Origin of the sequence: Granulicella aggregans (assembly GCF_025685565.1) — a bacterium.
GTDB classification, from domain to species: Bacteria; Acidobacteriota; Terriglobia; order Terriglobales; family Acidobacteriaceae; genus Edaphobacter; species Edaphobacter aggregans_B.
Window position 1 is genome coordinate 689,178 of the sequence record NZ_JAGSYE010000002.1, and the last position, 11,829, is coordinate 701,006.

General features: G+C 60.6%; 10 protein-coding genes. 6 read left to right on the forward strand and 4 right to left on the reverse strand.

Going from position 1 to position 11,829, the window contains the following annotated elements; all coding sequences use genetic code 11:
• Positions 1-80: 80 nt before the first annotated feature.
• The gene (locus OHL18_RS12505) at positions 81-1,373 is read right to left on the reverse strand and encodes a hypothetical protein (RefSeq protein ID WP_263375181.1); all 1,293 of its coding nucleotides are present in this window, start codon (positions 1,371-1,373) and stop codon (positions 81-83) included.
• A 507-nt stretch (positions 1,374-1,880) separates the two neighbouring features.
• On the opposite strand from OHL18_RS12505, the gene smc reads away from it, so the two are divergent.
• On the forward strand, positions 1,881-5,741 hold the full coding sequence (gene smc, locus OHL18_RS12510) for a chromosome segregation protein SMC (RefSeq protein ID WP_263375182.1): 3,861 nt from the start codon (positions 1,881-1,883) through the stop codon (positions 5,739-5,741).
• A gap of 239 nt (positions 5,742-5,980) precedes the next feature.
• Positions 5,981-6,820 carry a hypothetical protein gene (locus OHL18_RS12515; protein WP_263375183.1) on the forward strand — a complete coding sequence of 280 codons (840 nt, stop codon included), beginning with the start codon at positions 5,981-5,983 and terminating at the stop codon, positions 6,818-6,820.
• Positions 6,821-6,827: 7 nt separating this feature from the next.
• Here the strand turns inward: OHL18_RS12515 and OHL18_RS12520 are convergent, their stop codons facing one another.
• Together OHL18_RS12520 and OHL18_RS12525 are read right to left on the reverse strand one after the other, a co-directional pair.
• Positions 6,828-7,625, reverse strand: a complete 798-nt coding sequence (locus tag OHL18_RS12520; protein WP_263375184.1) for a hypothetical protein — start codon at positions 7,623-7,625, stop codon at positions 6,828-6,830.
• Between the two features lie 19 nt (positions 7,626-7,644).
• Positions 7,645-8,082 carry an NIPSNAP family protein gene (locus OHL18_RS12525; RefSeq protein ID WP_263375185.1) on the reverse strand — a complete coding sequence of 146 codons (438 nt, stop codon included), beginning with the start codon at positions 8,080-8,082 and terminating at the stop codon, positions 7,645-7,647.
• Between the two features lie 70 nt (positions 8,083-8,152).
• On the opposite strand from OHL18_RS12525, the gene OHL18_RS12530 reads away from it, so the two are divergent.
• Positions 8,153-9,298, forward strand: coding sequence for a hypothetical protein (locus OHL18_RS12530; RefSeq protein ID WP_263375186.1), 1,146 nt, complete (start codon positions 8,153-8,155; stop codon positions 9,296-9,298).
• Positions 9,299-9,302: 4 nt separating this feature from the next.
• On the opposite strand, the gene OHL18_RS12535 is transcribed toward OHL18_RS12530, so the two are convergent.
• Positions 9,303-9,803, reverse strand: a complete 501-nt coding sequence (locus tag OHL18_RS12535; protein WP_263375187.1) for a GNAT family N-acetyltransferase — start codon at positions 9,801-9,803, stop codon at positions 9,303-9,305.
• A gap of 100 nt (positions 9,804-9,903) precedes the next feature.
• Here OHL18_RS12535 and OHL18_RS12540 point away from each other — a divergent pair, with 100 nt between their 5' ends.
• From OHL18_RS12540 to OHL18_RS12550, 3 genes are all read left to right on the forward strand, one after another.
• On the forward strand, positions 9,904-10,809 hold the full coding sequence (locus OHL18_RS12540) for a phosphoribosylaminoimidazolesuccinocarboxamide synthase (protein WP_263375188.1): 906 nt from the start codon (positions 9,904-9,906) through the stop codon (positions 10,807-10,809).
• A 78-nt stretch (positions 10,810-10,887) separates the two neighbouring features.
• Positions 10,888-11,421, forward strand: coding sequence for a CvpA family protein (locus tag OHL18_RS12545; RefSeq protein ID WP_263375189.1), 534 nt, complete (start codon positions 10,888-10,890; stop codon positions 11,419-11,421).
• A 96-nt stretch (positions 11,422-11,517) separates the two neighbouring features.
• Positions 11,518-11,808 carry a helix-turn-helix domain-containing protein gene (locus tag OHL18_RS12550; protein ID WP_263375190.1) on the forward strand — a complete coding sequence of 97 codons (291 nt, stop codon included), beginning with the start codon at positions 11,518-11,520 and terminating at the stop codon, positions 11,806-11,808.
• Positions 11,809-11,829: the final 21 nt, after the last annotated feature.

Here is an 11,829-nt window from a genome sequence, read left to right on the forward strand (position 1 = left end):
CCGAAGAGTTCGCGGGTTGAGCTAATAAGAGAAGAGGCAGCCCGAAGGCTGCCTCTTCTGCATTTGACTGCGGCCCAAAACTACTTCGCAGCGGCCTTCTTGTGTACCGGAGCCTTCTTTACCGGAGCCTTCTTCGGCACAACCAACTCAGCGTCGCTCATCGTGATCATCAGCGGGCTGGGTGTGTAGGAGGCGTAGGTGCCCTCCAGCGTTACCTTGTCGCCGACTGCGGGCACAGGCGTCTTGAGCGGCTCTTTCAGGTTGAAGGTGAAGTCAGCCGTCTTGGCCTGGACCGAGTCGTCGGAGACGGATACCTGGATCGAAGAATCGGTAGCCGAGACAATTGTCACTTCAGGCAACTCAACCGACTTACCCTTGATCGTTTGCCAGACCTTATCCGCATCCTCGGGCTTGCCATTCGCCAGGATGAACTCCTTATCGCCAACCGCGAGGGCGGAGAGATCCGGAGTGTCCTTGATGACGCCGGCGACGATGTCAGCAGGCGACGGAGCGGGGGTGATGGTGAAGCCTGCCGGCGGATCAAGGTTGGTCTGGACGGCGGCGGTCACAGCGTCATAACCATCGGCCTTGCCGTGGTACTTCTTATAGCAATAGTTCGCGACCTTCAGGAACTCGGTCTTGTAGGGGTCGGGAGCGAAGGCTGCGGCGCGCGAGGTGTACCACGTGCAGTTCACATAGTCAGGCGGAGTGGACTGGTAGTAGGCGATGCCGAGCTGGTAGGTGTCCTGGAGCAGAGGGCCGGGCTTGGTCGTCTGGTCGACCGGAACTGATGCGAGCTCCGACTTGTAGTTCGTGATCGCGGTCGCGGTGTCCTTCTTGGCTAGTGCAGCGGTAGCGATGGCGCTGTAGAAGGTCGGCGTCACACCCTTCTTCAAGTTGTCGAAGTCAGCCTGAGCCATGTCCTTTGGCTTGGTCGCGGCAAGGCCCTTGGTGGCATAAGAGGCAGCAGCGTCAAGAGCAGCCTGCTTCGCCGCCGGGTCGCTCACTGCATCCGCATTCTGCTTGCGGAGGAAGACTTCAAACGTCAAGCCACGAAGGTTGTTCGGGTCAACCTGCAGGAGGCGATCGGCTGCGTCCAGGGCTTTATCGGGCGCTGGAATCTGGCTGTAGGCAATCATCAACTGCTGCAGGACATCGCCCTTTACAGCCGACTGCGGGAACGCCGTCAAATAAGCCTCGCACGCGGGGGCCTTGGCGGCGGGAGTCGTCGCACTGGCGCAACCGTTATACGACGCAAATTCGGCGGCCGGCATCTGCACCTGCCCAGCGTCAGCTTGACCAAATGCGATCATGCTGGCTTGAGGGGCAAAGCTTGCGACCGTCAGGAGAGATGCAACCACTACCTTCTTCATTCAAAGCTCCTCAAAACATTCAGGTTGTCGATTGGCCAACGGAGCGCCCAATTCCTATGCACACATGAAGGACGTACTCCGCTGCGTCCAACTGCCAGTGAAGCGGATTATAGAAACCGTGAACTACTCATGCAAGTTTCAGGGGTTTTGCTCAACAATACACGCAATTCGCGTCGTATCCATAGAGATTTGTAAAGATCGAAGTGCAGATCCAGACGCGGCGAATTCATCGGGGAACCGTTTTCCGTGATGCCCTATTAGCGGCACTGAGAGGTGAGATGCAACTTTTTTGTATCCGACTTTCGATTCGTCGCGGGCAGGTCGGAGATGTGGACGACCTGCGAGGGCAAAAGGGTCTTCTTTTGCTTTGGACACCTATTTGTTGGGTTACGTCCCGATTTCCCACAAGATGTAGCGTCACACATGTTGCCGGACGAGGTTCGCCCTAATAAAGTACAGCTAGGCGGGCTTCCACCTGATATCTGGAATCCGCATTCACGAGGCCACATGCTCAAGCTCAAAAAAGTTCAGATCCTCGGCTTCAAGTCCTTCTGCGACCGCACCGAAGTGCAGCTCTCGGGCGAAGGCATCGCTGCCATCGTCGGGCCGAACGGCTGCGGTAAGTCGAACATCTCCGACGCCATCACCTGGGTTCTCGGCGAGCAGTCGGCCAAGAGCCTCCGCGGTATCAAGATGGAAGACGTCATCTTCGCCGGCTCCCGCGAGCGCAAACCAACGGGCATGGCAGAGGTTTCCCTGACTCTGGTCGATCCGGATGTGTACGACGGCAACCAGCTTCCTGACGAGAACGACGTAGTCGCCATCAACTCCACCGCCTCGATCTCCGACTGGGACGAGACCGCGCTCCGCCAGCAACGCGCCGAGGAGACCGAAGAGGCCGTCGCCGATGCGCAGCCCGGCACCGTTATCGAAGGCGACCAGAAGATACTGCCCGCAGATGCGAACGCGGAGCCTGATCCGGCCAATCCCGACAACGTCGTCCTCAAGATTCGCCGCCGCAAGTTTGGCCGCGCTCCCGTGCGCGCCGGGGAGATCACCATCACCCGCCGTCTCTTCCGGACCGGCGACTCCGAGTACCTGCTCAACGGCAAGATCTGCCGCCTGCGCGACATCCAGGACATCTTCATGGGCACCGGTCTTGGCGGCGAGAGCTACGCCATCATCGGCCAGGAGCGCATCGGCCAGTTGCTCAGCTCGAAGCCGCTCGACCGCCGCGGCATCATCGAGGAAGCTGCGGGCATTACTCGCTTCAAGACGAAGAAGCGCCTTGCTGAACTACGTCTGGAGTCGGCAAAGCAGAACCTCTCGCGCGTCAACGACATCTTCGACGAAGTGACCAAGCAGATGGGCACGCTGAAGCGCCAGGCCGCCAAGGCCGAGCGCTACGGCGCGCTGCGCGATGAGCTCCGCACGAAGCTCCGCGTGGTGCTTGCCAGCCGAATGTCGCAGCTGGATACCGAAGCCGCATCGGCGGCTGCGGAGATCACGCGTCTTGGAGCGGTGATCGACGCTTCCGCGTCCGACCTGGAGACGATGGACGCCGCTCACACGGAAGGCGTCAGCACCGGCTACACGCTGGACGCGCAGATTCGCGAAGCGAACACGACCGCGAACCAGTCCGCCGTCGAGCTCGAACGCATCACCGCGCGTACCGCTTCGAACACCGACCGCATCGCCGAACTCACAAATCGCCTTGAGAATGGCAGTGCGGAGCTTGAGGCCGCGCGGCTTCAGCTTGCGCAGCTCGCCGGGGAGCAGGAGCAGCACCGCAGCTTCCTCGAGACCGCGACCGAAGAGTCCGCCGGATCGCGCGAGGCCGCACAGGCCCAGCAGGCGGCCGCGCAGAACGCCATCCGCGCGCTGGCGCAGGCCGAGCAGCAGGTCGAGAACAATCGCCGCAACGGCATGTCGCTCTTGCAGCGTGCCAGCCAGACGCGCAACGAAGAAGCCCAGGCCGCAGCCGCTCTTGCCAGCCTTGATCGCGAAGGCGAGCGGCTGAGGTCTGAGTCCGACGTCGCCCGCCAGGAGCTCACCCAGCTTGGCCTCGAACGCGGCCAGGTAAAGATGTCGTTCGAGTCCGTCACCGAGCGCCTGAAGCGACTGGAGGCCGAGATTGCGGCACTTCGGCTTGAGCTCGAACAAGCCCGCAACGCCGAGAACCAGTCCAAGCGGCGAGGCGACCAGCTGCGCGGCGAGCGGGCTACGCTGGAAGGGCGCCGCAACTCGCTTGAGTCGCTGATCCGCGAGCACAGCTACTCCACAGACACCGTGAAGAATCTCTTCCGTGCCAAGCCCTCCGCTGGCGCAGGTGAGCTGGCACCGATGGGAACGCTCGCCGACTTCCTCGACGTCGAAGGCAAGTACGAGGGCATCGTCGATGAGTTCTTGCGAGACGAGCTGAACTACGTCGTCGTCAAGAGCTGGGACTCAGCTGGCGAAGGCCTGCGTCTGCTGCAGAAGGACGTTGCCGGGCGCGCTACGTTCCTCGTCCACACTGAAAACCCCGACGGCTTCGCCCACGGCGTGAGTGCAGCGAACCCACCGCAGGGCGAAGGCATCGTTGCGCTGAAGGACTGCATCAAGGTCCGCAATGGCTTTGGCCGCTCGCTCGAAGTGGTCCTGCCTCGTCTGCGTGATGGCTACGTCGCACCCGACTCCGAGACCGCGCGCAACTTGGCGCTCGAGTACCCTCAGGCGTTCTTCCTTGCACCTTCGGGCGACACCTTCCACAACGTCACCGTGACCGGTGGCCGCACCCGCGCTCAGGGTCCACTTGCTCTCAAGCGCGAACTCAACGAGGTTCAGCAGAAGGTCGACGCCGCAGCCGCAGAGCTAGCTGCCACCGATACGAAGACGGCGGAACTACAGCACACGATCTCCGAGCTGAACCGCACCCTCGAGGGCAAGGGACACGAGCGCCGCGACGCCGAGCGCGAGGTTGCCAACTCCGGCGCTGCCCTTCGGCAGATGGACTCTGAGGCCCAGAGGATCGAGCGGCGCCTGCAGGACTGGCAGATCAACAGCGAGCGCAACCGCGACGCGCGCACGCAGAAGGCAGACCTCATCGCCCGTCTGCAAGACACCGCGGAGAAGCTGGACGCGGAACGCGCCGCGCTTGAGGCTGGCCTTGCCGACCTGCAACAGCAGCTTGGCAATCTTCGCGAACAGCGCGAGCTTTTGCAGCAGTCGGCGGCTGAAGCGTCCGCCGCCCTGGCGGGCTTGGAAGAGCGCCGTCGCAATGCTGCCGCGAACCTCGAACAGACGACACGCCTCTTCAACACGCAGAACGCCCGCATCCAGCAGCTTGAGCAGCAGCTTGCCCAGGCGAGCGCGGAGAAGCAGCGGCGTGAAGAGGAGACCTCGTCGCTGGCGATCCAGCATGAGCAGTTGAGCGAGGCCCGCGCCACGGCGGTCGCCAACGGTGCTCGCCTCACAGCTGAAGCCGCAGAGCTTCGCGCCCGCATGGCGGAGCTCGACCAGAAGCTGCGCACCCTGCGCCATGAGACCGAGGCTCTTCGTGAGCAGCGTGCTGGCCTGACGGCTCGTGCCGCCAAGCTGGCCTCGGACATCGAGCACATCGAGGCGACCTGCCTCAACGATCTCGGCGTCGTCGCTACGGTACTCCGCGAAGATGCCAGCATCGTCCGCATCGAAGGCGAGGCGCTCGTCAGCGAAGAGGAAGAGTCGCGCTCGCTTAAGCAGCGCCTCGAAGCCATGGGCCCGGTCAACATGATGGCGCTCGAAGAGTACACCGAGACCGCCGAGCGACACACCTTCATGGAGGGCCAGCGCAAGGACCTGCTCGAATCGATCGAGAACACGCAGGCGTCGATCAAGGAGATCGACGATGTCTCGCGGCTCAAGTTCGACGAGGCCTTCAAGGTCATCAACGACAACTTCTCGGTCACCTTCACCAAGCTCTTCGGCGGCGGCCAGGCCTTTATGAAGCTGACCGACGCGGAGAACTCGAACGAGTCCGGCATCGACATCGTCGCCTCGCCTCCGGGCAAGAAGCTGCAGAACATCCTTCTGCTCTCGGGTGGAGAGAAGGCGCTCACCGCTCTCTCGCTGCTGGTTGGCATCTTCCAGTTCCAGCCCGCGCCGTTCTGCGTGCTTGACGAAGTCGACGCCCCGCTCGACGAGACCAACGTGGGCCGCTTCGCCAAGCTCATCTCCGACATGAGCGCAACGACACAGTTCGTCGTCATCACCCACTCCAAGCGAACGATGTCGCAGGCGGACGTGATCTACGGCGTGACCATGCAGGAGCCGGGTGTCTCGAAGATCGTCTCGGTTGCGCTGGGCAAGGGCAATCGCAATGAGCAAGACCGTCGCGCCGTCGCGTAGCTCGGGCGAAGACAAGTTTGCGCAGCCGGGAGCGTAGTCACTACGCCCCGGCTTTTTTCTGCTTCCCAACGATCACGAATCAACTGCTATCTTTAGCGCAACAAGTATCCTTCCGACATTGGAGCAAATACCTGAGCATGCGACTGCAGTCTAGGTTGTTCGCAATAACTGCACTATGGCTAGCCGTCAATGCCACGTCTCTTGCGCAAGGGCCTGTCAAGAATCCCCGCACTGTTTGTGTGTCCTCTTACAAGGTCGATGAGGCAAAGATCAACGACTTCACCTTCAAGTCTTATGAAAAGGTGGACTCTGCTGAAGCTTGCCTTCAAGTCGTTCGCGATGGGCGAGTCCTCTATCAGCGAACCGCTCAAACTATCGCCGGATACACACTTGGACAACCCGCAAACAACAACGACGGTATTCATTCGATTGCAAATGGATCGGACCTCACGGGACGAGGCAATCCCGACATGATTGTGTCGCTTGATACCGGCGGTGCACACTGCTGCCATCTAACATATGTCTTCGAACTGCAGCCGAAGCTCAAGCTTTTAGCGACGATTGATGCAGAAGACAGCGATACTTCGCACTTCGAAGACCTCGATCGCGACCAGCACTTTTACTATTTGGCCGACGATTGGACCTTCGCTTATTGGCCATCCGACTTCGCCGAGTCGCCCGTCGCTCCAATCGTGTTGCGCTATGATGACGGCGCTAAGCAACACAACTATCGCTTAGCCTTGGACAAGATGCAAAGGCCCGTACCTACTCCAGTTGAGTGGCAAGAAGCTCTGGATCGGACTCGGGCAAACTTCAAAGAAGACACTTGGCAGCTGTCCTTCGGTGCGACGCTCTGGACCACCATTATCCGGCTGATTTACACCGGACACTCCGACCTCGCATGGAAGTTTCTCGACGAGGCGTGGCCGCCATCCATCACTGAAAAAGATAAGTGGACCGGCGAATTCTGCGGAATCCTGAAAACCAGCAGATATTGGCCAGATCTCAAGGACTCGATGCCGGGTGCGCCTCCTGATTGCATCAGGGCGGAGCCACGCCGACACTTCCCGTATAAGTAGTAAAAAGCTACTCCACTTGCCGCATCACCAGATCCCCAGCTTGCTCGACAGTTTCGTTTGGGGATTGCAGTTCGAACTTCGTCCGCTCATCATCCTCTTCCAAAGACACGCTCTTGAAGAGCAATGCACTCCCCACCAGGTGAACATGCAGCGCCGTAAGCTGCCATAGCGAGGGCGCGGTCTGCGATTGTTCGAGCGCGAACGAGCTTCCCTCCTTCAGCCTCCCGAGCAGGCCGCCGCCGAAGGTCACCTCGTGGACGAGATGGCCAGCCATGCTGCGGACGCGTAGCTGCTGGTTGTCGATGACGACGTCGCCCACCATGCCGCTGAAGACCTTGGCCTCGCGCGTTGGCGGATGGAACTTTGGATCAGGCTCGAAGTGCAACGTAGTGTTGACCGCGTCCGCACCAGTCTCCGTCCAGAGAAACGCGACCGGCAGCAACGTCAGAAAGTCGTCGATCTGCTTCGCGTCGTGGGCGTCTTCCTCCACCGACTTCTTCTGCGCGCGTGCGTCGTGCAGAAAATTCTGCACCTCGTCGCGCTGCTTCGCCTCCGGAACACGCTGCCCGTCGCGCTGATATACGCGATGCACATCGCCATGCTGCGTCGCGGCCACCCACTGCACCACGCCGCCCTTCGGCTTCTTTACCACTTCATGGTAAAGCCAGTTTGAATGATCGTTCTGGTTCGCCGCTCGCTCCGAGTTCACCGCCCGTTGAATCAACGACTGCGGAGTTTCCGCTCCAGCCGCTCCTACCGCAAACAACACGCCCGCCGCGAAGACCGCGACGCATCGCAAGCCCATCCCCGCCCCCTTGTGCCCTTTACACCTTCGGCGAAAAGTCAGTCATGGTCATAAAGGTTGAATCCACCTTTTCGACGATCTTTCCGCTGGCCTCGCTCTCCGTCTTCACCTTGATCCATTCAGGATCGTCCTGGAACGCCTTCCAGTTCTTCGTCGCCTCATCGCGGCTGGGATGCTTCAGGACGTAGATGAGCGTCTTGTCCTTCAGAGGGTCATCGGTCGGCACCCAGTAGGCCACGCTGACGATACCGTGCTTCGTGAAGAGGCTGACGGTATGGTCGCGAAAGCGTGCCAGCAGCGCGGGCAGCCGTCCTTCGACCGTGTGATAGACCCGTAGCTCGAAGACCGTCGAGCCGTCCTTTGATCCGTCCTGGGCCTCTGCCGAGAGACCGCCCATGGCAAACATCATCGCTCCCGCTCCCATCGCCTTCAGCACCGTGCGTCTTTGTTCTTGCATACCGCGAATTGTAGCGCGAGACTGTGAGTGAAGATCAAGTCCATTTGCCGCATGCACAGGGAGCGTTCCGATGAAGCTGTTCCGCGCAGGGATGTACGTGGTTCCCGCAGTCTTCCTGGCGGGCCTCAGCCTTTGGCGCACCGCGCCGGTGCAAGGATTTGCAGGACCTGCAGCACCCGGCGCGGGAGCATGGGACAAGGCTGCGGCGGCGAAGTATCTCGATGACCGCGAGGTCTGGTGGCAGGGATGGCCCAAGGCGCAGAAGGACCACGGCACGATCTGCATCTCCTGCCACACGACAGTGCCTTATGCGATGGCGCGCCCGGCGTTGCAGGCGGCGCTCCATGAGGCCTCTGCGGCTGCACCGGAGAGCGCATTAATTGCGAGCGTCGAGAAGCGCGTCGGCCAGTGGTCCGAGGTGGTTCCCTTCTACTCCGACGCGAACGACGGCCCGGGCAAGACGGCCGAATCGCACGCAACCGAAGCCGTGATGAACGCGGTCATTCTGCTCAGCTACGATGCCAGCCATGGCCATCCGCGTGCGATCACGCGCACCGCGCTCGACGAAGCCTGGGCGCTGCAGCTTCATGCAGGAGACGATGCAGGCGGATGGATCTGGCAGAACTTCCACCTCTCGCCATGGGAGTCTAACGAGTCGAGCTACCAGGGCGCGGCCATGCTGATGCTGGAGCTCGGCACCGCCCCGGCACGCGCAGGGCGCACTGCGGAAGATGCCCATCACGAAGCTCTGCTGCAAGGCTATCTACGCAAACACTACGCCGGACAGCCGCTGCTGAACCGGCTTTACGTCTACTGGGCGTCGGCAACGAGTCCGGGGTTGCTGAACGCGGCTCAACGTGTCGAGTTGCTCTCGCAGGTAAAGTCGCTCCAGCAGCCTGACGGGGGCTGGAAGCTTGCCTCGCTCGACTCCATCGATCGAGTGGACAAGACAGCACAGCCGACAGAGAGTGACGGCTACGCGACGGCGCTAGTCGCTCTCGCGCTCGAGGTGAATGTGCCCGATCGCAAAGACGCATCGCTGCGAAGCGCGCTGGCGTGGCTCAACACGCACCAGGGCAAGGACGGCCGCTGGCAGGCTGCTTCGCTGAACAAGCAGCGCGATCCCGAGAGCAACATTGGCAAGTTCATGAGCGATACCGCAACCGCGTACGCTGTGCTCGCTCTAGAACAGGCGCCCGCGAAGTCGACTCCGTAGGGCGCTAGCGGAGGAACAAGATCATGTGCTCTTCATCGACATACTCATCGCCTGCTCGCAGAGCGCGCGGCTCTATGCCGAAGGTCACAAATCCCAGGGCGGTGTAGACCTTCCGCGCTCCCGTGTTGAAGAGGCCGACCGCCAGCATCAACTGTTCGAGGCTCGGGTCCTGTCTTACCTCATCGATCAGCGAGTTGATCATCGCCTTTGCTGCGCCACGCCCACGGTGCGAGGCCGCGACATACACGCCACGAACATGGCCTTTGTGGCGCTCTTTCGCGTTCGGCTCGCGCTCGAATCGGGCGAACCCGATCATCGCTTCACCATCGAAGGCACCCATCACAAAGGAGTTCTTACCGCACAGAAACGTGGCGATCTCGTCGATTGTGACTTGCCGGTGCTCTTCGGGTGTCGGGCCAAAGGATCGCGGTTCGCGCTCTACCGCTTCGAGCCGCAGCGCCCAGTAGGCGGGCGCGTCCTCTTTCATCAACTTCCTATAGATCAAATGCGTTTCCTCGATTCAGCGCATAGTGTCTCACCCCGAGAAAAGCAGATTCCCTCCGGGAATGACAAACAAAGTTGGTTCTGCGAGATACTGGAAGTCCATGAACCCCGCATTGCTTACCACCTCTCTCGGCGACATCCCCCTCACCGCTCGCGGCAAGGTCCGCGACCTTTACGCGATGGGGGATGAGCTTTTATTTATTGCTACTGACCGCATCTCCGCCTTCGACCATGTCCTCGGCTCCGGCATTCCAGACAAGGGAAAGATCCTTACCCAGCTTTCGCACTTCTGGTTCGATTTTCTTGCGGACACGGTCCCAAACCACCTGCTTGCAGCGCCGTCGGCCGAGCTGCTCGCGAAGATCGCGCCCTACAAGTCCCAGACCGAGGGCCGGTCCATGCTCGTCCGCCGAGCAGAGATGTTCCCGGTCGAATGCGTCGTCCGCGGCTACCTCTCCGGCTCAGGCTGGAAGGACTATCTGGCCACCGGCTCGGTCTGCGGCATCGAACTGCCGAGCGGCCTGCGCGAGTCCGACAGGCTTCCCTGCCCCATCTTCACGCCCGCCGCGAAGATCAAGACCGGCGGCCACGACGAGAACATCTCCTTCGCGACCATGGTGGACACGGTTGGCGAACACTACGCGAACGAGCTGCGCCGCCTGACTTTCGCCATCTACGAAAAGGCTTCGGCTCACGCGGCGTCGAAGGGCCTGATCCTCGCCGATACGAAGTTTGAGTTCGGGCTGGTCGATGGAAAGATCGTCCTCGCTGACGAGGTCCTCACACCTGACTCGTCCCGTTACTGGCCGGCCGAAAGCTATTCTCCGGGCGGCGCGCAGCCGAGTTTCGACAAACAATACGTGCGCGATTACCTGGAATCGATCCACTGGAACAAGCAGGCGCCCGCGCCGTCGCTGCCGGTTGAGGTGATCTCGAAGACCCGTGAAAAGTATCTCGAGGCCTTCCGACTCATCACAGGCCAGTCCGACCTCGAAATGGTGAGATAGACATTACCCGCGAAGGTACCTGCACGCCATCTCTTGACCTCCATCCGTTTTACCGGCGTGAGAATAGGAGGAAGGTCCATGAACGTGCCGGATATAAGATCCTTCAACCTTTTCGATTGGTTTCTGATCGCGATCGTCGCTTATTCGACCATTGCGGCGATCCTGCGCGGCTTCTTCCGGGAGGTCTTTTCGCTCGTGGGGCTTATAGCCGGAATTCTCCTCGCCAGCTGGAACTACTCCCTCTTCAGCGTTTACCTCGAGCGTCTCCTGCCCTGGACGGTCGCCCAGATCGTGGCGTTTCTGTTGATCGTGATTACCACTATGGTGCTCTGCGGGTTGGCGGGAACGCTGCTGCAGAAGACTGCGAAGACCGTCGGTCTGGGCTTTATCGACCGGTTGCTGGGCGGGGCCTTTGGGCTCGTCCGCGGCTGCCTGATGGGCGTCGCTCTTTTGATGGTGGGTGCCGCTTTTCTTCCCCAATCCTTCTATCTGAGAAATTCTGCTCTCTCCGGGTATTTCCTTCAGGGAGCGCATGCGGTATCCTTCGTGGTGCCAACCAACCTTCAGCAACATATCCGCGAGGGCATCCAGCAACTCCATCACAAGAGTTGAACCACAGGACCTTCGATTGGATCAAGCGATCGATGTAGAGGCACAATGTAAAAGCTGGTTCCGCATAAAAAGGCGGGGCCACGGTGAGGGAACCCTTTGAAACGCGAGCTCGATATCCTGGTCACCCAGATGCACGCCAACGGTGTGGATTACACAGAGGCCGTGCGCCAGTTCAAGAAGCGTTACATCTTCGAAGTCCTCGCGCACCATAAGGGCAACCAGTGCAAGGCGGCTGAAGAGCTTGGCATGCATCGCAACACGCTCAGCCGGACTCTCGCCGAGCTTGATATGGATACTTCCAAGATCCGCAGCGGCATGCGCCGGCCACCCAGCAGTGACAGAATGGGAGACCGTTCCAGAATTACAAGCATCGCCAGCGCCAGATAGGCTCCGCCTCCGTCTAAACTG